At 46.6% G+C, this 20196-nt stretch carries 19 protein-coding genes; 17 read left to right on the forward strand and 2 right to left on the reverse strand.

Annotated elements, in window-relative coordinates; all coding sequences use genetic code 11:
• Positions 1 to 41 precede the first annotated feature (41 nt).
• The 6 genes from DOM22_RS04620 to DOM22_RS04645 all read left to right on the forward strand — a co-directional run bounded on the left by DOM22_RS04620 (position 42) and on the right by DOM22_RS04645 (position 5667).
• Positions 42 to 380 (forward strand): RNA-binding protein, encoded by a 339-nt coding sequence (locus DOM22_RS04620; RefSeq protein WP_142699252.1) that lies wholly within the window; start codon positions 42 to 44, stop codon positions 378 to 380.
• 149 nt (positions 381 to 529) lie between these two features.
• Positions 530 to 757 (forward strand): hypothetical protein, encoded by a 228-nt coding sequence (locus tag DOM22_RS04625; RefSeq protein WP_142699253.1) that lies wholly within the window; start codon positions 530 to 532, stop codon positions 755 to 757.
• A 48-nt stretch (positions 758 to 805) separates the two neighbouring features.
• Positions 806 to 2044: an MFS transporter gene (locus DOM22_RS04630; protein WP_142699254.1), complete on the forward strand. Its 1239-nt coding sequence runs from the start codon at positions 806 to 808 to the stop codon at positions 2042 to 2044.
• A gap of 90 nt (positions 2045 to 2134) precedes the next feature.
• On the forward strand, positions 2135 to 3445 hold the full coding sequence (locus tag DOM22_RS04635) for a cytochrome ubiquinol oxidase subunit I (protein ID WP_142699255.1): 1311 nt from the start codon (positions 2135 to 2137) through the stop codon (positions 3443 to 3445).
• Positions 3442 to 4482 (forward strand): cytochrome d ubiquinol oxidase subunit II, encoded by a 1041-nt coding sequence (locus DOM22_RS04640; protein ID WP_142699256.1) that lies wholly within the window; start codon positions 3442 to 3444, stop codon positions 4480 to 4482. The genes DOM22_RS04635 and DOM22_RS04640 overlap by 4 nt, the downstream gene beginning before the upstream one ends.
• A 75-nt stretch (positions 4483 to 4557) precedes the next feature.
• The gene (locus DOM22_RS04645) at positions 4558 to 5667 is read left to right on the forward strand and encodes a 2-methylaconitate cis-trans isomerase PrpF family protein (RefSeq protein WP_246845846.1); all 1110 of its coding nucleotides are present in this window, start codon (positions 4558 to 4560) and stop codon (positions 5665 to 5667) included.
• Here DOM22_RS04645 and DOM22_RS04650 read toward each other — a convergent pair.
• Entirely contained in the window at positions 5664 to 5927 is a 264-nt protein-coding gene (locus DOM22_RS04650; RefSeq protein ID WP_142699257.1) for a hypothetical protein, read from the reverse strand. The genes DOM22_RS04645 and DOM22_RS04650 overlap by 4 nt on opposite strands.
• 128 nt (positions 5928 to 6055) lie before the next feature.
• On the opposite strand from DOM22_RS04650, the gene DOM22_RS04655 reads away from it, so the two are divergent.
• The 11 genes from DOM22_RS04655 to DOM22_RS04705 all read left to right on the forward strand — a co-directional run bounded on the left by DOM22_RS04655 (position 6056) and on the right by DOM22_RS04705 (position 18957).
• Positions 6056 to 7507 carry a lytic transglycosylase domain-containing protein gene (locus tag DOM22_RS04655; protein ID WP_142699258.1) on the forward strand — a complete coding sequence of 484 codons (1452 nt, stop codon included), beginning with the start codon at positions 6056 to 6058 and terminating at the stop codon, positions 7505 to 7507.
• Between the two features lie 394 nt (positions 7508 to 7901).
• Positions 7902 to 9614 (forward strand): methyl-accepting chemotaxis protein, encoded by a 1713-nt coding sequence (locus tag DOM22_RS04660; RefSeq protein WP_142699259.1) that lies wholly within the window; start codon positions 7902 to 7904, stop codon positions 9612 to 9614.
• 3 nt (positions 9615 to 9617) lie between these two features.
• Positions 9618 to 10448 carry a protein-glutamate O-methyltransferase CheR gene (locus tag DOM22_RS04665; protein WP_142699260.1) on the forward strand — a complete coding sequence of 277 codons (831 nt, stop codon included), beginning with the start codon at positions 9618 to 9620 and terminating at the stop codon, positions 10446 to 10448.
• Positions 10448 to 11950, forward strand: a complete 1503-nt coding sequence (locus DOM22_RS04670; RefSeq protein ID WP_246845938.1) for a chemotaxis protein CheW — start codon at positions 10448 to 10450, stop codon at positions 11948 to 11950. Before DOM22_RS04665 ends, DOM22_RS04670 begins: the two co-directional genes overlap by 1 nt.
• A gap of 131 nt (positions 11951 to 12081) precedes the next feature.
• Positions 12082 to 13005, forward strand: a complete 924-nt coding sequence (locus tag DOM22_RS04675) for an HlyD family secretion protein (RefSeq protein ID WP_142699261.1) — start codon at positions 12082 to 12084, stop codon at positions 13003 to 13005.
• Entirely contained in the window at positions 13005 to 14579 is a 1575-nt protein-coding gene (locus tag DOM22_RS04680) for a DHA2 family efflux MFS transporter permease subunit (RefSeq protein ID WP_142699262.1), read from the forward strand. The genes DOM22_RS04675 and DOM22_RS04680 overlap by 1 nt, the downstream gene beginning before the upstream one ends.
• 81 nt (positions 14580 to 14660) lie before the next feature.
• Positions 14661 to 15233, forward strand: coding sequence for an NTP transferase domain-containing protein (locus DOM22_RS04685; RefSeq protein ID WP_142699263.1), 573 nt, complete (start codon positions 14661 to 14663; stop codon positions 15231 to 15233).
• Complete coding sequence (locus DOM22_RS04690; protein ID WP_142699264.1) at positions 15196 to 15891, forward strand: XdhC family protein; 696 nt, start codon at positions 15196 to 15198, stop codon at positions 15889 to 15891. Before DOM22_RS04685 ends, DOM22_RS04690 begins: the two co-directional genes overlap by 38 nt.
• 122 nt (positions 15892 to 16013) lie before the next feature.
• Positions 16014 to 16748 (forward strand): TIGR02147 family protein, encoded by a 735-nt coding sequence (locus DOM22_RS04695; protein ID WP_142699265.1) that lies wholly within the window; start codon positions 16014 to 16016, stop codon positions 16746 to 16748.
• Entirely contained in the window at positions 16745 to 18043 is a 1299-nt protein-coding gene (locus DOM22_RS04700) for an ankyrin repeat domain-containing protein (protein ID WP_142699266.1), read from the forward strand. Before DOM22_RS04695 ends, DOM22_RS04700 begins: the two co-directional genes overlap by 4 nt.
• A gap of 137 nt (positions 18044 to 18180) precedes the next feature.
• A complete protein-coding gene (locus DOM22_RS04705; RefSeq protein WP_142699267.1) occupies positions 18181 to 18957 on the forward strand; it encodes a TIGR02147 family protein in 777 nt (258 codons plus the stop codon).
• A 39-nt stretch (positions 18958 to 18996) separates the two neighbouring features.
• Here DOM22_RS04705 and DOM22_RS04710 read toward each other — a convergent pair whose 3' ends face one another.
• Positions 18997 to 20040 carry a hypothetical protein gene (locus DOM22_RS04710; RefSeq protein ID WP_142699268.1) on the reverse strand — a complete coding sequence of 348 codons (1044 nt, stop codon included), beginning with the start codon at positions 20038 to 20040 and terminating at the stop codon, positions 18997 to 18999.
• Positions 20041 to 20196 lie beyond the last annotated feature (156 nt).

The following is a 20196-nucleotide window of genomic DNA, read 5'->3' on the forward strand; positions in this document are numbered from 1 at the left end:
TCAACAGTGGGCTACCAAATGCCATTTTAGGAGGTATTAAAATGGGTAAAAAAATCTACGTAGGAAATCTTTCTTACCAACTAGACGAACAAACTCTTGCAGACGCTTTTGCTGAATTCGGTAACGTTGAATCTGCACGTATCGTAACTGATCGTGAAACAGGCCGTAGCAAAGGTTTCGCATTCGTAGAAATGTCTACTGATGATGAAGCTGCTACAGCAATCGCTAAATTGAACGGCGCTGAACTTTCTGGCCGTGCAATGAACGTTTCTGAAGCAAAACCAATGGCTCCTCGTGAGAACCGTGGTGGCGGCTTCGGTGGCGGCCGTGGCGGCGGCGGACGTGGTGGTTTCGGCGGTGGTAACCGCGGTCCTCGCTAGTTCCTAGCTGACTTAATTAAGTCTTCAAACCCTTGGTCTTGTACCAAGGGTTTTTTTTTGCCCAAAATCAGTATCCTCCTCCTTGAGTTCAATTCCCGAAAGTTTCAACCTGATAGAGACGGATTTTTATACTGTCGAGTGAGGTGGTTATGATGGATATCGAACCGGAAATTCGCAAAGAGCAAAGAAGAATTCGGGAGCAAAGATTTGCGGAAGATGATGATGAGGGTCCCGAAGAAGTCGAGGGGATGACAGAACGACCTCACAGAACTCATGACTTGGAATCAAGTCCCTTGAAAGTCTTTTCGGGAGTCGTCGGAATCTGTTTGGCTTCGGCATTGCTAATCGGAGCCATAGTCTGGATCTTCTTTGTTTGATAAAGCGAATTGCGCAAGAGGGCGGAGTGGGCGTATGTATAGTCACCTATGCAACCGTCCTCGGCCCTTTCTGATTTTAAAAAGCTTATCTCCGCAAGATTTCTCTTTACCTTGGCTGTGCAAATGCAGGCGGTGGTTGTTGGGTGGAGAATTTACGAACTCACTCAAGATCCTTTGTCGCTGGGATTCATCGGACTAGCGGAAGCCATTCCCGCCCTGGGCCTGGCATTGTATGCAGGCTATATCGTCGATCGTTCTCGTCCTATCAAAGTTTATCGTTGGGTGCTTGAAGGCAGTTTGATTTCTGCCGGAATTCTGCTGATCGCAGGATTCTATGGAGCTCGTTTGTCGGATCACTGGCAGATCGTTGCCCTTTATCTGTCTTCGATTTTTTCTGGAGCGGCTCGCGCGTTTTCGCAGCCCTCGATGTATGCCATTCTTCCTAAAATGACCAAGCGAGAAGGTTTATCCAAAGCTTTGGCCTGGATGAGTACAGCGATGCAAACAGCCCGGGTGTCGGGGCCCGCATTGGGCGGTTTGATTTTTGGCTTCCTGGGATTGGAAGTTGCGTACTCGGTGATTTTCGTACTTTTGATTGGTGCTTTGTTAGCGACTTATAAAATTCAAATGCAGATCGAAGCTCCCGCTAGTACCGGAGAATCCCGTGCGATGATGGAAGAATTGAAATCAGGCGTGCGCTTTGTTTTTGGTCATCCGATTTTGTTGCCAGCACTTTCACTGGATATGATTTCCGTATTATTCGGCGGAGTGACAGCGTTGATGCCTATCTATGCGAAAGAAATTTTGGCTGTGGGTCCCCGTGGTTTAGGAATTTTACGAGCCGCACCGGCAGTTGGTGCCATGGTGATGGGCTTTATTCTTACTCGCGTCGCTATTCGCAAAAATGCGGGTAAGTATTTGCTCACTGCCGTTTTTGGATTTGGTTTGAGCATTTTAGTTTTCGCCGTCAGCAAGAATTTTTATCTGTCCTTATTTGCTCTGGGCTTTAGCGGAATCTTTGATAGCGTCAGCGTGGTGGTCAGAAGTACCGCTGTGCAATTGGCTTCTCCGGATCATATGCGTGGAAGAATATCATCTGTTAATTCGATGTTCATTGGCTCGTCTAATGAAGTCGGTGAATTTGAGTCCGGTGTGGCGGCGAAGTTTCTTGGTACGGTCCCCGCAGCGTGTTTTGGTGCTGTGATGTGTTTAGTGACCGTGAGTGTGATCGCATGGAGGTCTCCAGCCTTAAGAAATATGGATATGGACAAGGTCACGCCGTATTAAGTGATGGCAACATAGGGTTGCACTTTTAACATTCGTATTTTCAATCTTTATATCTAGGGCCATACTCGCCCCGAACTGAGGGTTTCAAGTATGGACGATTTACTTGCCGCGCGCTCAACGATGGCTTTCTCGTTGGGCTTTCATATTATTTTCGCTGCCATAGGCATGGTGATGCCTTTCTTTATGGCGGTGGCCCATTTTCTGTATCTTAAAAAAAATCGCGCTGAAGATCTAGAACTCACGAAGTTGTGGATGAAGGGCGTGGCGATTCTTTTCGCGGTGGGCGCTGTCTCTGGGACGGTTCTGTCGTTTGAACTGGGTTTGCTGTGGCCTGGATTTATGAAACATGCCGGCGCGATTATCGGTATGCCCTTTTCCTGGGAAGGAACCGCCTTTTTTCTTGAGGCGATCGCGATCGGACTTTACCTGTATGGTTGGAATCGCATGAATCGTTGGGTGCACTGGACGGCGGGACTGATTGTGGGAATTTCTGGATTTGCTTCCGGAGTTTTTGTGGTGGCCGCAAACAGTTGGATGAATTCACCAGCCGGGTTCGAGTGGGTGAATGGACAAGCGATTAATATCGATCCCATAGCGGCGATGTTTAATCGCGCGTGGCTGCACCAAACTCTGCATATGCAAGTCGCCGCTGTCCAAGCTGTGGGCTTTGCTGTTGCGGGAATGCACGCCTTTCTTTTGCTAAAGCGAAAACACTCAACGTTGCACCTGCGTGCCTTGAAAATCGCCATGACGTTTGCGACGGTGGCTTCTTTGATCCAACCGATGGTCGGTCACTTTGCAGCACAGAAAGTTGCCGAATATCAGCCGGCAAAATTGGCAGCCATGGAGGCGCATTTTCATACCGAACCACGGGCTTCCTTAATTATTGGTGGAATTCCAGATGTGGAAACGGGTGAAGTCCATGGCGCTGTTAAAATTCCTGGTATGCTGAGCTTCCTGGCCTTCAATGATTTCAATGCGACGGTGAAGGGCTTGAATGACTTTCCAAGGGAGGAGTGGCCTCCGGTCATGGTTACGCACTTTGCTTTTCAAATAATGGTCGGTCTTGGCACATTGATGATTGGACTGGGGCTTTTGTATCTGCTGCTTGTGCGAAAAAATGCTCTGCCGGATTGGTTTTTGAAAGTTCTGATGGCTGCCGCTCCATTGGGTTTTATTGCGATTGAGGCGGGTTGGGTTGTGACAGAAGTGGGACGACAGCCTTGGATCATTTATGGAATTATGAAAACGAAGGATGCGGTAACGCCGATGCCCGGAGTTCAATTCCATTTCTATCTTTTTCTTGTGCTCTATTTCTTTTTATCTTTTGTGACGGCGTGGCTGTTCCGTCGTCAACTGCAGGTTGCGGAACGTAACATGGAATCGGGAGGTCCAAGATGATTGAAGTTCTTTTATTTTTTATGGCGGCCTCAATCCTTTTGTATGTGGTTTTGGGCGGCGCTGATTATGGGGCGGGGATTTTAGAGTTGATTCCTTTGCCCCAATTGCAAATTAAGCAGCGGGCGGTCGTGAACGATGCCATGGGGCCTGTTTGGGAAGCCAATCATATGTGGCTGATTTTAATTGTGGTTATCTTGTTCATGGGTTTTCCGACAGTTTTTACGATGGTGATGGTGCATCTGCATATACCTATGGTGGCTCTGCTGGTGGGGATTGTCGCTCGCGGAACGGCTTTTACCTTTCGGCATTACGATGCGATTCACGATGCGAAATCTCAACGCGTGTATTCGTTGATATTCAGTCTCTCCAGTCTGTGGACCACGTTTTGGTTGGGAATATTGGCTGGCAGCCTTTGGCAAGGACGCCTTGATCCTCAGGCGACAAACTTTACTGACGCCTATGTGGCCCCATGGTCGGGATTGGTACCGATTGCGATGGGATGTTTCACAGTTTGTATTTGCGCTTTTTTAGCAGCCGTTTATTTAGTCGGCGAAACTAAGGACAGCGAGCTTAAAAAGTATTTTTGGAAGCGCGGATTCGTTTTGAATATTGCGGTGATCTTGTCAGGAGGATGTGTTTTTGCGGCCGCTTATTTTGAGCAAAGTGCTTTTTTAAAGGCGTTTTTGCAGCATCCTTTATCCATCGCTTGTGTGGTGTTGGCCACTTTGCTGTTTCTTCTTTTATGGCAGCTACTAAAACGCAATCAGCCGTTTTTGGTTCGATTAACGGCGGCAGCGCAAGTGTCATTGATTATTTTGGGCTGGTTTTTCGCTATTGCCCCGGCGGCCTTGATAACCACCCAAGGACCTTTGTCATTTTACGAAGCTGTGGCACCTGAGGCCACGTTGCGCCAGTTAACCTATGCACTGTGCATAGGCAGTGCTTTGATATTTCCCAGCCTTTTTTACCTTATGAAAGTTTTTAAGCTTTCAGGCAAAAGTTTGCAGGGCGACTCCACAAAGAACGATGGCAAATAATACGACGAGCTTCATACATGCCTCCTTCTAACAGCCCCAAGACTACGCCGTTGGTTTTTTAAGACAAATGGGTTTATGATGTTTGATAACATGACTTCATATCGCGCACTCTACATGAGAGGTGGCACTAGCCGTGCCCTCATTTTTATTGAAACCGATTTGCCGGCGGATCGTAAATCCTGGGACGCATTATTTTTGCGCGCTCTGGGAAGCCCTGACAGTTATGGGCGACAGTTGGACGGAATGGGTGGAGGAATCTCCTCACTTAGCAAAGTCGCTATCGTGCGATCTTCAAAGCATCCTGATGCGGATGTGGATTATACATTCGCCCAAGTATCTGTCACTGAAGCCAGGGTTGATTACAAAGGAAATTGCGGCAATATCAGCTCTGCAATCGGGCCTTTTGCAGTTATGCAGGGACTGTGTGAAGTCACGGGGAATGAGGCCTGTGTGCGCATCTTTAATACCAATACACAAAAGATAATTCATTCATATTTCCCGGTGAAAAATGGTCAACCTGAATTCACGGGGAAATTTGAAATTCCTGGAGTGTCAGGAACTGGGGCTCCCATTCGTTTGGAGTTTCAAGAACCCGGCGGTGCCTCCACGGGAAAACTTTTGCCGACGGGAAAGATCTGCGAAACTTTGCAAGTCCAAGGGGTCGGTCCGATTGAAGTTTCGATGGTCGATGCTGCCAACGCCTGCGTTTTCGTGCGAGCACAGGATGTGGGTATGACTGGCAAAGAAATGCCGATTGAGCTTGAGCAAGCCAAAGATTTATTAAAAAAATTAGATCTGGTTCGTCGTCATGCATCTGTGGCGATGGGAATTTCCAAAGATCTTGAAGATGCAAAAAATTATATCGCGATTCCTTATATTGGCATCATCAGTCCTGCCACAAACGAGGACATGGATTTTGAAATGCGCGTGATCGCAAGTGGTCAGCCTCACAAGGCCTTGCCCTTGACCGTTTCTTTGTGTTCTGCTGTGACCGCCAAACTTCCGGGGAGTGTTATTCACGAAGCCGTTCATGGTCGCAGTCTTAAGCAGGTTCGCATCGGAATGCCTTCTGGAGTTTTGCAATTGGACGCCGAAGTGGAAAATAAAAATGGCCACTGGAGTGTTCGCAGTGGCAGTTTTTATAGAACGGCTCGTCCTTTATTCCAGGGCGAAGTCTTTATTTAGTATTTTTCACCGGCATTAATTCCGCGGCGGTCAGAATAGCTGCTGCGACTTCCGCAGGTTTTGAAATCATTGGCACATGGCATCGGTTCGCGGCCAGCAAATGAAGTGGTGCGGAGAAGATACATAGTCACGAATTCGTAATCCAGAAAATCCGACCCAGTTTGACAGCGGATCATCGTACAGTGAAGAACTGTGGCTTTTTCGAAATCGTTCCATTTCTTGCAGCCATCTTGAATATTTAGGCGGTCCAGTTGTTTCAAATTGAGAAAAGTCCAGCTGGCCCAGAATGAATCCTGGATCTACAATTTCCAGAACATTATCGCTATATTTTTTTTAAATATGCTCAAACTGGGCCACGGAAAATCGGGCAAAAATCCGATAAGTTTATATGCGCAAACTAGTTCTTATTTCATTCGTATTTTTAGCAGCCTGTGCCTCTAAATCCCGTCAGCCGACGGCGGTAGCAGAGGTGGTCCAAATACCAGCTCCTGCAGGTGCATTGACATTGGATCAAGCATTGGCTCAAGGCCAGGATGCCACGATCGAATATTTAAAATCACAACTGAAGGCACAACCTTATGGTAGCTTGGATTCCAGAGATCCAGCCGCTGATATGGCGACTTCCGTTAGGGCTGAGCGCATTAAAAACGATAACCCGGATAAAAAGCAGCAATCTGCTTTCCTTAAAAAGTTTCGCGGTTGGAGCCCTAAGAAACGGGTGACTCATGGTGAAGAGCTAGTCGCAGACTTCAATTGTGATAAAGCACTGGAAAGCCAGGCTTTAGGATACTCCCTGGAGTTGGATTTCCCCGAGCAAGCAGCTCGCGATACTTCCAAGCAACTGCATGAAAAAGTTTTGACGTGCGATAATATCTCTAAGACGGAAAGCGTTTTCCGTTTGGCGGTTTTCGCAATTCAACAAAATGAATGCCCTCGCGCGGTAGATTATTTGGATAAATACCCAGCTCCTATGGAGCGTGGTATGCGTGACCGTCAGGCTTACCTAAAAAGCTTTTGCGCAGTCAATGCTGAAAGCAAACAGGCAAATCCCTTGGGCGGCTATGGTATTTTGGTAAGCACATTCCAATCGCCAGCAGCCCCTTCACAATGGTATCTGGGTGTGGAGAGTGGTGATCCGGAATGGGATCGCTTACTTGCTTCCATGGTTCGGTTGACTCATGAAGAGCGCCCTGAGACAGTTCAATACTTGGCTGGTAAAATGAACTTGGAAAAATTTCGTTCTTTGCCTCAGCCGTTTCAGACTTCTATGCTGGTATTGATGAGTGCCAATGGTGCTGACTTATCGGTGTTCCAGGCTCTTCATAAGTATTTGGCAGATCATCCAGATTCCTTAACGACATCTGTAGCAAATCTTCTTTTCCCAATTCGTTATTGGAAAGAGATCGTTGAAAACAGCAAGAGTGCGGATCCAATCCTGGTGAAAGCTCTTATTCGTCAAGAAAGCGCTTTTAACAAGGCCGCGCGCAGCCGTGCTCGTGCTGCAGGTCTTATGCAGTTGATTTATCCGACAGCTAAGCACTTTGGCGTTAAAAAGCCCGTGCAACTGTTAAATCCGGAGACGAATATCCATGCAGGGTCTGAGTTCCTGGCTCAATTGATCGCTGATTTTGGCTCTGTAGAGTTGGCTCTCGCAGCTTACAACGCGGGACCTGCGATGGTGCGCCAGTGGCAAAAGCGTTATCCTACTGAGAACATCGATTTGTTCGTTGAAATGATTCCGTACACGGAAACACGCGAATACGTTCGCCTGGTAAAAAGAAACTATAAGATCTATCAGTCGATTTTGGTGAAGCCGCAAATTTTGGGTGCGAATCACTAATTTACCCTATCATAATAGCTGTCACTCTAAGTGATCAAGAAAAGCAGTCGTCTTCCGACTGCTTTTTTCATTTTCGATACACCAGCATTGCAGATTCCATTTTCAAAACGTTTTCACGAGAATCTATTTTCGAGAAAACCATAAACTTAATTCGGTATATAAAAGCAAATGTCGTATAGTTTAGTTATTCACGATTGCGGTACGTAGATGTGAGTAAACTCTAAACAAATCAGAATTGGTTATTATTTGGCTTGCTTGAGAGTTATCAAGAAACTTTATTCGGATCGGACTGGAACAGAATAATTAAGTTTCCGATATCGTAATACAAAAGTTCATACCTCATATTTTTTATGCCGAAATAGGGAACATCGAGTATTTATTAAGGAGAGAAAGAATGTCAACTGCACGTCTTATTGAAACATCAGCGACAGAGTCAGATGAAGTGAGTCAGATAAGGCAAACCCTTGAGGCCCTTCACAAAGTACAAGCCATCATCGAGTTTAATCTTGATGGTACGATTGTTACAGCGAATGAAAATTTCTTAAAGACGTTGGGGTATTCCTTGGATGAAATCCAAGCGCAACATCACTCAATGTTTTGTGATGTGGAATATTCTCGCAGTATCGATTATAAAAAATTCTGGCAGGCTTTGGCCAGAGGCGAATTTGCTTCCGGTGAGTTCAAGCGCATCAGCAAAGATGGTCGTGCAGTTTGGATCAATGCATCCTACAATCCAGTCTTAAACAGCGAAGGTAAACCTTATAAAGTTGTAAAATTCGCCACCGACGTCACAGCGGCTAAAATGAAAAGCGCTGAAGACGAGGGTAAAATTTCTGCGATCAGCAAGGCTCAAGCTGTCATCGAGTTTAATCTCGATGGCACGGTTATCAATGCCAATGAAAACTTTCTTAAGACATTAGGCTATAGTCTGTCGGAAATCCAGGGTAAGCATCACCGCATGTTTTGTGATTCTGAGTATATTCGGTCGTCAGAGTATGAAAGCTTCTGGAAGAAGTTGAACCGTGGCGAATTTGATTCCGGTCGCTATATGCGCAAGGGTTCTGGCGATCGCACGATTTGGATTCAAGCAACTTATAATCCTATTATGGATGCAAGTGGCAAGCCTTATAAGGTTGTGAAATTCGCATCAGATATCACTGAACAGTATGAGCTTGAGCAATCCATCAAACGTAAAGCGGAAGACGACCAAAAGAAAGTCGATCAACTTTTGACGGTCGTGAACCGCGCTGCAGCTGGTGATTTGAGTACAGAGATTACTGTGGAAGGTACAGATGCTTTGGGACAGTTGGCGGCAGGTATCTCGACGATGATGCGCGACCTTCGCGGCGTTATCGGTAAAGTGGTCGAATCAGCGAGTGGTTTCGGGACATCTTCCAAATCCATCGCGGATCAATCAAATAACGTAGCCGGCGGTGCCCACAGTCTGGGCGCAACGGTTGAAGAGATGAACGCCTCGATCGAGGAGTTTACAGCGTCGATTGCTTCCATTGCTGACAATACAAAAAAAGCCAACGAGCTAGCCAAAGTCACTCATAAGGAAGCGGAAACAGGCAGCCAATCCATTTCGAAGTCAATTGAAGCGATGGAGCTGATCAATAAATCATCTGAAGATATCAGCGAGATCATCAAAGTGATCAGCGAGATCGCCAGCCAAACAAATTTGTTAGCCTTTAATGCGGCGATCGAAGCGGCGCGTGCAGGCGAGCATGGTTTAGGATTCTCGGTTGTGGCGGATGAAGTTCGTAAACTGGCAGAGCGTTCATCTCAGGCGACTAAAGAGATCTCTAAACTGATCAACGAATCCGTAAAACGTGTTGAGCAGGGCAGTGCTATTTCCAAACAAGCAGGCGAGGCTTTCAGTAAGATCGTCTCTGGTATCGAGAAAACGACCCAGTCCATTGCTGAGGTTAACGTAGCCGCCGAGGAGCAATCTGAATCCGCAAAAGGCATCAGCCAGGCGATTCAGTACATTGCCAACGAAGCGACAAGATCAGCTCAAGCGTCAGAGAACATTGCCAGTGCGACGAAATCTCTGGTGAGTGGAGCGGAAGACTTGAACAAAACTGTTTCTAGATTCGTGGTTTAATATATGTCGACCGAAGCTGAACGTACTTTGAGTGGGCCGGCATTGCGCCGGCTGATCAGTCTGGTAAAACAACATACGGGCATCACTATGGAGGAGCGCAAGCGGGAACTCTTGTTCTCTCGTATTCGCCCGCGTATGAAAGAACTGAGCCTTACGACAGCTGAAGCCTATATTGACTATTTGGAATCCCACAAAGAAGAGATTCAAAAGTTCGTAAATACAATTACCACGAATGAAACTATCTTCTTTCGAACACCGGTGATTTGGGATTACTTTGGAAACGAGTTCCTGAAAAACTGGAGTAAAAATAATCCCGGCGAAATTCTGCGCGTTTGGTCAGCCGCTTCCTCGACGGGGGAAGAATCCGCCAGTATTGGAATGATGTGCGAGGAACATAAACGCTCCACACCCGGTTTCCAGTATAAGATTTATGCCTCTGACATTGATACCGATGTTTTGGATAACGCCCGCAAAGGTGTTTATAAAGCTCGCAGTATCGACGATATTCGTTCCCGCGTGCCGCAGTTGTTTCATCGTTATTTTATCAATAGTACCAAAGCCGATCCGCACCTGTGCGAGTCGGTCTTGGGGAATATCGAATACTTCGTGCACAATCTGCATTCTCGCGGTACGCGCACAGTTTTTTTCGATATCGTATTTTTACGAAATGTTCTGATCTATTTTAATGAGCCGGATCAGGAATTGGTTCTACGCAATATATATGCAAGCCTGAAACCTGAAGGGGTGCTGATTATTGGGGAAGCTGAATCCCTGGCCCGCTTGAAAACGTCTTTTGAATACTCCAAGCCCCTAATTTACAAGAGAGCCGCGTGATGAGTGCTGTGAGTGGAAAGAAAGCATTAAATAAACTGCAAATGTTTGCCTCCTTTAAGTTGGGCACGACCGAGCTTGCGATTTCTGTCGTGTCTTTGCAGGAAGTCGTCAACGTACCGGATGCAATCAGTCCGGTGCCCTTGGCACCCTCTTACCTCAAGGGCATTTTTAATCTGCGCGGCACAGTTATTCCTGTAGTCGACATGGGGACTTTACTCGATCTAAACCACTTGGAGGGTGCGGTCGGCAAAATTGCCGTGGTGGTCGCTGAGGGTGTGAAGATCGGTTTGTACTTTGATTCCACTTCGGAAATTCTAAATGTTCCGGTGGATTCAGTTTGCCATTTTAATGACAATCCTGAAGGTGTTCGCTCTGTCGTAAAATCAGTTTTAAAATTGAACAACGGTGAGCGCTTGGTGGAAGTGATTGAACCCGCCTCCCTTCTAAAAATTGAAAATATCGCGAGTCTTGCTACAACTTCGCAAAATGGCGCTGATGAGACCAAGAAAAAGAAGTTTACTCGTCGTCAGTGCATCACGTTTAAATCTGGCACTCGCGATTTCGGAATGAATTTGTCGGCCATCCGGGAAATCATCCGCGTACCTGAAATTAAAAGAAGCTCGATGCAAGTAAATTACTCCCTGGGGGTGGTCAGCTTGCGTGGAGTTGTGATTCCTGTCCTGGATTTTAAAAAGTTTCTGCATGTCGAAGAGGTCGGTCCGTCACTCGACGCGGAAGCGCAGCGAATTATCATTCTTAAAATTCAAGACTTCTATGTTGGCTTCTTGGTGGACTCTGTCGACAGTATCAAAACTTATTTTGAAGAAGATCTATTGCCGATTCCGATGTTCAAGCAGGAAAAGGTCAATATGATGCGAGGGATGCTGGCCGTTTCTGAAACTTGCAATGTCCTTCTCCTAGCAGAAGATCAGCTTTTCAGTGAAGGCGAGATTCACGAATTTACCCGGGGTCACAGTGCACTCTATTCTAAAGAAAACGCCAAAGCGTTGGAGAAAGAAACTGCGGGGGAGCGCCATCCGTATATCTCCTTTAAACTCGAATATATGCTTTCCACTCGCTTAAGCAGCGTGGATGAGATTGCAAATCTGACTGAAGACATGGTGAAGCCTCCGGGTTATCCCGATTATGTTGTTGGTGTTCAACACATGCGCGGCGAAGTGGTGACGTTGGTGGATTTGAGAATGTATTACGGGATGACCTATACCGGTGACTACTCGAACTCGCGCATTCTGATCGTGCGCGGAGCTCAGGGCAAAATTGGTTTGCTAGTAGACTCCGTAGAGTCGATTGATACCGTTGATGAAGCTAAAAAGATTAAGATCCCAAGCTTGTTTGCCAAAGATGCCATCACCGCACTTCGGGGTGACATTCAAGAAGTGATCGAGATGCCCGACCTCTCAGGGAAAAAGAAAATCTTCATGGTGCTCGACATGCCTGAAGTTCTGAATAAGCTTCTGAATCCGAACGGGAGCGCCGCCTAGCCATTCTCGAGGGAACTTCTGGGCCCTAACATCATGATACTATTGGGGGCTCGGTAAATAAATCGAGAAGCTTAGTTGCCTTAGTAAATGACATTTGTTAAACCAAGAGCATTCCAGATGGAGTGTTCTCTATGTCTTCAGTAGCAACGCCGCAATGGGCGCAAACGTTTCGTTCTCTTTCCGACAAACTTATTTCTCCGGCTTTTAAAGAAAAAATTAAGCAGAGTCCTCTGGGTAAAATCAATTTGAATCCCAAGCAGAAAAAGATCGCCAAGTGGGGTGGTATCGCCGCTTTGCTTCTGATTTCCATCGCAAGCTACAATATCTTTTTCTTTGAAAGCACCGATGATGCTTTCGTGAAAGCGCACTTACACACCGTCAGCCCACGCATTATCGGAACGGTGGTGGAAGTGATGGTGCAGGACAACCAGCATGTTAAAAAAGGCGATGTCTTAGTTCGTCTGGATAAACGTGATTATGAAGTTCAAGTCAAAGCCGCGCAAGCTCGCTACGGAAAATCGCACCGCGATCTGGGACGCTTTAAGGGATTTGAAAATCTGGGCCCTTCAGAGCGCCCGGTATTTGATCAATATCAATCGGATGCTTTAGTCACAGAGGCCGAGCTTCAAAAAGCTCAACTGCAATTGGAATACACGACGATTGTCGCTCCTGAAGACGGAAAAATCGGTAAAAGAAATGTCGAAACCGGAGAGCTGGTGCAACCGGGACAACCCTTGATGGCATTGATCGAGGAGGACCCTTGGATCGAAGCAAACTTTAAAGAAAATCAGATTCGCCATTTTAAGCCAGGACAAAAAGTTGAAATTAAAGTTGATGCGATTCCGGGTAAATCGTTCTTGGGTCGCTTAGACAGCGTGTCTCCGGGGTCGGGTTCTACGTTCTCGTTGTTGCCTCCCGATAACGCCACTGGAAACTTCACCAAGATCGTGCAACGTATTCCTGTTAAAATAGTTTTCGATAAAGAAGATATGAAAGGCTACGAAGATAAACTGATCTCTGGCATGTCCACCGAAGTCTCCGTCAGAATTCACTAATGTCTACAGCGGTAGCTCATGGTTCAAGCGCTGAACCTAAAATGGATTTCAAAGCCTGGCTCGCGGTTTTCGGTGCGGTGCTGGGCGCCTTTATGGCGATCCTCGATATTCAAATCACCAATGCTTCTATTCGTGACATCACGGGCGGATTAGGCGCGACCCTCGAAGAGGGTTCCTGGATTTCCACTTCCTATCTAGTTGCAGAAATCGTGATCATTCCGATCAGCGGTTGGTTGACCCGAGTTTTTTCCCTACGCACTTATCTGACTTGGACATCTATCCTGTTTTTAATTTTCTCGGTGGCTTGTGGTCTGGCGTGGAATTTGGAATCGATGATTGTCTTTCGTGCCTTGCAAGGGGCGACAGGCGGAGCCTTAATTCCTCTGGCATTTCAGGTAATCTTAAGAATGCCACCTTCCAAACGCAATGTTGGGATGGCGATGTTTGCCATCACCGCGACCTTTGCGCCAGCGATCGGTCCCACAGTTGGTGGTTATTTGACTCAGATGTTTCACTGGTCGGTCGTGTTTTATATGAATTTGATTCCGGGCATCTTTTTGATGGCAGCGATCTATTTTGGAATCGAGAAAGCACCCAAGCAACTGGAACTTTTAAAGCAGATCGATCGCTGGGGTATTATTACTATGGCGGTGGGACTTTCCTCGCTGACGATTTTTCTGGAAGAGGGCGAGCGCAAAGACTGGTTTAATTCTACGACGATCGTGTGGTTGGCGATTTTATCTGTGGTTTTCCTGATCGCCTTTCTGGTGATTGAATTGCGAATTAAGAATCCTTTTATCAATTTGCGTCTGCTCATGCAGAAAAATTTTGGTTTCGGATGTCTGGTGAACTTTGTGGTAGGACTGGCGATGTATGGGGCGCTTTACTTGCTCCCACTCTATCTTGCGACCATTCAAGGTTATAACTCGATAGATATCGGGCGTACCATGATGTGGGCGGGGATTCCGCAGCTTTTGATCCTGCCTTTTGTGCCTAAGATACTGGCCCGCGTGGATGCGCGTTGGCTGGCGTTTGTGGGAATTAACATTTTTGGTATCAGCTGTTTGATGAACAGTCATCTAACTGCTGACGTGGGATATGATCAACTGATGTGGTCCCAGATTGTCAGAGCTATGGGGCAACCTTTGCTGATGATTCCACTTTCGACGATTACCACGGGCTTGGTCGCTCCTCAGGACGTAGGCTCGGCCTCGGGTTTATTTAATATGTTGCGAAATTTGGGCGGCTCTGTTGGGATTGCCCTTTTAGGGACAATGATGAGTCACCGCGAGAAATTCCACTCGGCCATGCTTACTGAAGGTGTCAGTCTATTTCATAAAAATACTCAGCAGCGCATTTCTGATCTGCAGAATTTTTTTATGAGCAGTGGGGTTGATGTCACGACAGCTCATCAGAAAGCCATTGCGACTGTTGATATGTTGGTTCGCAAACAGGCAAACTTACTGAGTTTCAATGATTGCTTTAAAACAGTCGCTATCGCCTTGATCGCCAGCTCTGTTTTAATTTTATTGTGCGATAAAGTGAAAGGTGGAGGCGGCGGAGAAGCCCACTAGGACTTTTAACAGTCCCCGCAGGTCTTCTTAGATATTCTCTGGCCGCGAACGTATCCTAGGTTCTAAAAAAAGGAACTGGATATGAGCCGAATTTCATGCGTACTGATAGCTGCAGGAAGTTTTTCACCGGTCGTGGGAAAATCCCTTATTCGTGAAAACATTCTGGATATTTTAAATATTCCATTCGAAGAAGTTATAGCCGTCACGGAGCAGGATACTGAGGCCTATTGTCAGGCTCTTCGCGATCTTCCGTTAAAGGTCACTTACAATTCTGAATTCGCCTTGGGACAACATAGTTCCATCCGCAACGGTTTGACTCATTTACGCAAATACTATGACGGGGTTCTGGTTTTGCGTGCTGATGACGTTAATCAAGACGTGGATATTCTGCAGGACATGGTTTGCCTTTTCAGAGCCCAAATGGGTAAAAGTATTGTGCATCAGGCGGGTCGATCTTTGAATCTTCAACCGATGCTGATCCCTCGTGAATTTGTTCCCGACATTTTGCAATACGAAGATGGGGACCATGATTGCTCTTATCTGTTGAAACGCTACCCTGTGCGTGTCGCACCTTTGGCGGTCGCCGACAATTATCTGACGGACATCGGCCCCTCTGATGACTTCTCTATCACATTGGTGTCGCAACATGGGTGAGGATTTCTTTAGCCTCGGCATTGAAAGAGTCCCCGTCGGTGAAACCATTCAAGTCGACATTCCATTAAAGTTTGCCGCTGCGGCAAGTGGGCTGGCAGCGACTTATGGATGGCGCTTGCACATTAACGATACGACGGAAATGGAGGGCATTGAATTCGCGGATGTCCTGATTCAGATGGCGGCGGAAATTGCTCAGGCCCGAGGGACTAACATGCGCAGTCTTCGCGAAATCCTGGCTCCTGGAACTCCATGGATCGAACAGCCACCTTTGAAATCTAAGAAATGCGTTTTGTATGGTCGGTCGCGCGTGACGGAAAGTCTGGAAAGGCATTTAATGCTTTTGGATTTTCAACCGCGTATTGAAACTGATTTTGACAGCTTGGTGTTTCGCGCCGATGAGATCGTAATTGTAGCGACTCAAACGCCAAGAGACCTGGATTTGGTGGCCTGTGCCGTTATCGCTCGTTCTTCGCATGTGGCAATTGTGGGGGATGAAAAGCGTGCGCAAAGTATTATCAGACATTTAAACCGCTCCGAGGAGAAGATGGCTAAAGAGCCCGTTTATCTTCCAGCGGGTGTAGATATCGGCGCTCGCAATGCTGATGAAATGGCCCTAAGTATCGTGGTTGAGATCCTGCTTAGAGGCAGAATGAATTGAAACGAATTCAATGGTTTTGAGCTGATAAACAAAGTGATCCCGAAAATGGGAACACTATGTTTCAAAACCATTGATTCTATCGCATTCTCCGGCTATGTCCCTTCTTTAAAGCGGGAACGGACATGGTTGAGATCATCAAAACAGAATTGTTACGTCGCAAGAGAGACAATAAGAGCTACTCGTTGCGCGCTTTTGCGGATTTCCTGGAAATCTCTCCAGGCCGTCTTTCCGAGCTTCTTTCAGGCAAACGTTCCCTTAGCAAAAAGATGAAAATCAAAATTTCCGAACGTCTGGGGTTATCGGAGATGAATGAGCTTCTCGAGACGCAGCCTCAAAATCTGACTTTTTCGGATCGTACGGATTATCACTTTCTTTCAAACGATGCATTTACGGTTCTGGCTGATTGGTATCACTTTGCTATTTTGTCCTTGGCAGATACTGCCGATTTTAAAGCAGATCCCAAATGGATTGCAAAACGTCTGGGGATTTCTATTCTTGAAGCCACGGAAGCCCTGGCCCGTCTTCGGAAAGTCGGCGCCATTAAATTAAGTGGCAGCAAAATGACCAAGACCAATAAAAGCGTGCGAGCTGGAAACGGCTTAGACTCCCAGGCGTTGCGAATTTCTCATCGCCAAAGTATCGAGCAGGCAGTGATTTCACTGAATGAAACACCGGTGGACCTGCGCGATATCTCCAGCATCACGATGGCTATCGATCTAAAGAAGTTACCCATAGCAAAAAAGATCATCCAAGAGTTCCGGCACAAAATGGCTGACGTGATGGAGTCTGGGAATCAAACCGAAGTGTATAATCTGAACATTCAGCTGGTACCTGTTTCCACAAGAAGGACTTTATGAAATTTGTTTTGATAATAGCCTTTAGTTTCTTGTCTTCGCTTGCTTATGGGCAGTTTATTGACGGTCAAGATCGTGGTAACGGCGGCGATCAGTGTGAAATGCGTATTGGCGAAATCCGCGGTGATTTTGAAAAATGGATTATCAAAGGCGGTTCTGCCACTTTGCAACTGCCGTTGGGAATCACGCACGATCAATATTACAGAGCCATGTTGGAGCAAATGGCCAATGCATCTGTCAGTTGCACGGAAACCATTCTGAAGGTGGGAGCTGCAGAAAAAACTTGTCTGAACTTCCGCGACGGTCAGGACGTGCCTCGTATCCTTTGCAATGTGGAGCGCTTCATGAATGCGAAGGGCTCGGATCAGTATGTTTTGATTCATCACGAGTATGCGGGGTTAGCGCATTTCGAGATCAATGACGGAGAAAAATCTGACTATCGTATCTCGATGCAGATCGCAGATTATTACCGAGCGGACGGTGCGAATAAACTGGATAATGCTCCGGCACCAAAATGTTCGTTGGATCCGTTAAGATCTGTTTCAGACAGGATGGCAACGGCTATTTATGAAAACAAATTAGATTGTGTTCGCATGTTGGCGTCGCAGTTGGGATACCTTGAGCAAGTCTTGACCTACCGCTATGATCCTTTGATTAAAGAACTACCGAATGAAAATTGGTTTATTTTGCCGCCGGTTTCTTTTGCTGCGATTTTGGGACGTGTCGATGTGCTCAATATTCTGCTGGATGCGGGCTTCAATGTTAATTTCCTTCAGGGAGTGCATTATCCTCTTTCTATCGCGTCGAAGGCTGGCAACATCGAGTCCATCAAAGCTCTCGTGACAAGAGGTGCAGATCTGAAGCCAGTGAATGGAAAATGTTTCAGTCCGGTGGACGCCGCATTGACGAATCTGGAAGAGAAGTCATATCCCGTCGCTCGTGTTTATCGAACGGTGGAAACATTGTTGGAACTGGGTGCAGACTCCAATAGTATCAGCTTTGGTCGGACCACTCTTTCAAGAGCGGTGGAGAATTCGGAATTGGTGGACTTGCTAATTAAGCATGGAGCTTCCGTGTCTGCCGTCGATAAGTACGGCCGTAGCGCGATTTACTTTTGTCGTTCTGAAGGTTGTGTGGATCGTCTTGTAAAACTTGGTGCCGATGTCAATGCTCTCGATTATAGCGGCAGTCGCGCTATCGATATCGTTCCAACAGCCGCAGCAGTGAAGGCTCTGTTGAATCATGGTTCACCGCCTCGACGTAAATTAGTATCTGTTCCCCGAGATGTTGCTCCCTAAGTCGTTCCCAAAAACTGGAACAGTATGGCTGTTGACTGTCGTCGGTAAAATTGAATTTCGTTGCTGCGATAAAATCTTTCCTCTGAAATCGTATGTATGAAATCAGAAACTTCAGGATTCAATCGCGGTAATAGCTAATGGCAAGAATCAACTCTTATCAAATTCTTTTGGCTGAGTATGAGTCTCGGCAAAGTAAGAATAAGCGGTTCTCGCGCCGTGCGTTTGCGGCCTTGTTGGGCATTTCCAGTGGGCGCCTTCATGAGATCATGAATGGGCGTCATCCTATCACTTTGAAAATGGCGAAAAAATTAATTGCGAAGTTAAACCTGGAAGAAAGTAAAGCTGCCTATTTTTTGCGGTTGGTTGAAAGCGAAGCTTATCTTCGTGCCGATGGCCGTAAAAGAGTGCGCCCTAAAAGTACCCGCCTTTTATCTGAAGAGGAGTTTTCCATCGTTAGTGATTGGGAATACTTTGCTTTGATGGCACTCGCGGAAACGGCCACCTTTCGTTCAGAGATTCCCTGGCTTGCAAGGAAATTATCCATTCCCGAGGCACGCGCTACAGAGGTGGTTGAACATTTGCTAAAGCAAGGACTGTTGAACGTCAGTGAGAAGGGTGAGTTTAAGAACACTTATACATCGATGACCACCTTAATAGACATACCGTCAGAGGTCGTGCGGAAAGCCAATATCGAGTGTATTCGTCAGGCCATTGAAAATTTGGACAAAATTGATGTGATGAAAAGAGACGTGTCATCCTTAACTCTTCCGGTAGATATGGAGAAAATTCCCGAAGTGAAAGCTCTGATCCGGGAGTTTAAAAGCAAAGTCACCGCGTTGATGACTAAAGAGCAAACCACGGAAGTTTATAATTTAAACATTCAATTTGTCCCGGTTTCCGAGTTAGGGATATAAAAAAAAGGGCCCGCGTTTCCGCGAGCCCTGACTGCACGTTTATTCCAATGGTGGGGGATATTTTTCGATCATTTCCTTCATTGATGAACCATATCGGCCATTGGGAACTATCATTGTCGCTTTTCTCCAAGACGTCGTGGCCAGAATAAAGCGGCCTTGACCCACACCCGGAGCATAACCCCAAGTCTTGTTCACGGCAGCCGCATTCGGCCAGTAATCGGCACCCACATTGACTAAGTACTTCGCCACAGATCGATCGTCTGTTCCGCTCGCATTGTCCAGTATCAGAGCGGTCTCCATGCTCACAAAAACGGCGCGTACATCCTCGGGCACGATGGTATTTTGCGTTCCATAGCCATGGGCAAATTGCGGATACTTAGGCAAAAATGAAAGTCCACCACTTGCTTCCACTCGTGTGCCTTTATCTGCGGCGAACACGAAAGGATATCTCCAGGTATCCGTATAAGGAGCCTTATCAGTGATCAAAAGTTTCCAGGTGCGGGTTGCTTCGGAAAGAACATAGATCTTCAGATTTCTAAACTGCACACGGGTGTTGGTGGCTTTATTGCCTTCGGCTTCAAATACTTGCAGCCAAGAATTCAGCGTATAGCACCATGTCGGCTTGCTGTACTCAAACCAACTTGGAATATCCGCGCCCGAAGGTGATTGCATGATTATCATAGGATACTTTTGCCATTCGTAACGAATATCTGGAATCTTAGCTTCGTGCGAAGTCGCGAGCTGACCATTTACGATATCAACTATCGCCTGGGCTGGTGAAGCTGATGCCGTAGGCGACGGGGACGGAGACGGTGTTACTGACGGCGTAGGCGAAGGTTTCGGCGTTACCGACGGAGTAGGAGATGCTGAAGGTGAAGGAGATGGTTTTGGTGTCGCGGAAGGCGACGGTGTTGCGGTAGGTGTAGGTTTTCGATACCAGTTTCGTGATCTTGAAGCTTCCAAATTAACCGCTGATGAGTCTGCCTGGGGGGAACGCGTATCAGCAGGGCTGCAGCCACTTATGGCGGCGAGAAGTAAGGTCGATGTTCCAAGTCTTGTGTAAAGCCAATATCTCTTATCCATTCGAAAACCTCCTGTATAAATATCGGTTGTTTAACGACAGGACTCTTGTTTTGCGCGCAAGAATATGTCGGATGTGTTCTCAAACTAAATTTGCATTTTGGGAAACATGTCGAGATTTGAATAGAAGATCGACGTTTCCTGTTTTTAAGCAACCCC

It is taken from the genome of Bdellovibrio sp. ZAP7 (assembly GCF_006874645.1).
In the GTDB taxonomy this organism is placed as follows: Bacteria; Bdellovibrionota; Bdellovibrionia; order Bdellovibrionales; family Bdellovibrionaceae; genus Bdellovibrio.

What these genes read in the sequence shown, in the direction of transcription:
- DOM22_RS04700 (WP_142699266.1), top strand. Translation starts at nt 16,745, where the DNA reads ATGAAATTTGTTTTGATAATAGCCTTTAGTTTCTTGTCTTCGCTTGCT.
- DOM22_RS04685 (WP_142699263.1), top strand. Translation starts at nt 14,661, where the DNA reads ATGAGCCGAATTTCATGCGTACTGATAGCTGCAGGAAGTTTTTCACCG.
- DOM22_RS04640 (WP_142699256.1), top strand. Translation starts at nt 3,442, where the DNA reads ATGATTGAAGTTCTTTTATTTTTTATGGCGGCCTCAATCCTTTTGTAT.
- DOM22_RS04625 (WP_142699253.1), top strand. Translation starts at nt 530, where the DNA reads ATGATGGATATCGAACCGGAAATTCGCAAAGAGCAAAGAAGAATTCGG.
- DOM22_RS04710 (WP_142699268.1), bottom strand. Translation starts at nt 20,040, where the DNA reads ATGGATAAGAGATATTGGCTTTACACAAGACTTGGAACATCGACCTTA.
- DOM22_RS04635 (WP_142699255.1), top strand. Translation starts at nt 2,135, where the DNA reads ATGGACGATTTACTTGCCGCGCGCTCAACGATGGCTTTCTCGTTGGGC.
- DOM22_RS04695 (WP_142699265.1), top strand. Translation starts at nt 16,014, where the DNA reads ATGGTTGAGATCATCAAAACAGAATTGTTACGTCGCAAGAGAGACAAT.
- DOM22_RS04670 (WP_246845938.1), top strand. Translation starts at nt 10,448, where the DNA reads ATGAGTGCTGTGAGTGGAAAGAAAGCATTAAATAAACTGCAAATGTTT.
- DOM22_RS04675 (WP_142699261.1), top strand. Translation starts at nt 12,082, where the DNA reads ATGTCTTCAGTAGCAACGCCGCAATGGGCGCAAACGTTTCGTTCTCTT.
- DOM22_RS04620 (WP_142699252.1), top strand. Translation starts at nt 42, where the DNA reads ATGGGTAAAAAAATCTACGTAGGAAATCTTTCTTACCAACTAGACGAA.
- DOM22_RS04655 (WP_142699258.1), top strand. Translation starts at nt 6,056, where the DNA reads ATGCGCAAACTAGTTCTTATTTCATTCGTATTTTTAGCAGCCTGTGCC.
- DOM22_RS04630 (WP_142699254.1), top strand. Translation starts at nt 806, where the DNA reads ATGCAACCGTCCTCGGCCCTTTCTGATTTTAAAAAGCTTATCTCCGCA.
- DOM22_RS04645 (WP_246845846.1), top strand. Translation starts at nt 4,558, where the DNA reads ATGATGTTTGATAACATGACTTCATATCGCGCACTCTACATGAGAGGT.
- DOM22_RS04660 (WP_142699259.1), top strand. Translation starts at nt 7,902, where the DNA reads ATGTCAACTGCACGTCTTATTGAAACATCAGCGACAGAGTCAGATGAA.
- DOM22_RS04705 (WP_142699267.1), top strand. Translation starts at nt 18,181, where the DNA reads ATGGCAAGAATCAACTCTTATCAAATTCTTTTGGCTGAGTATGAGTCT.
- DOM22_RS04680 (WP_142699262.1), top strand. Translation starts at nt 13,005, where the DNA reads ATGTCTACAGCGGTAGCTCATGGTTCAAGCGCTGAACCTAAAATGGAT.
- DOM22_RS04690 (WP_142699264.1), top strand. Translation starts at nt 15,196, where the DNA reads ATGACTTCTCTATCACATTGGTGTCGCAACATGGGTGAGGATTTCTTT.
- DOM22_RS04665 (WP_142699260.1), top strand. Translation starts at nt 9,618, where the DNA reads ATGTCGACCGAAGCTGAACGTACTTTGAGTGGGCCGGCATTGCGCCGG.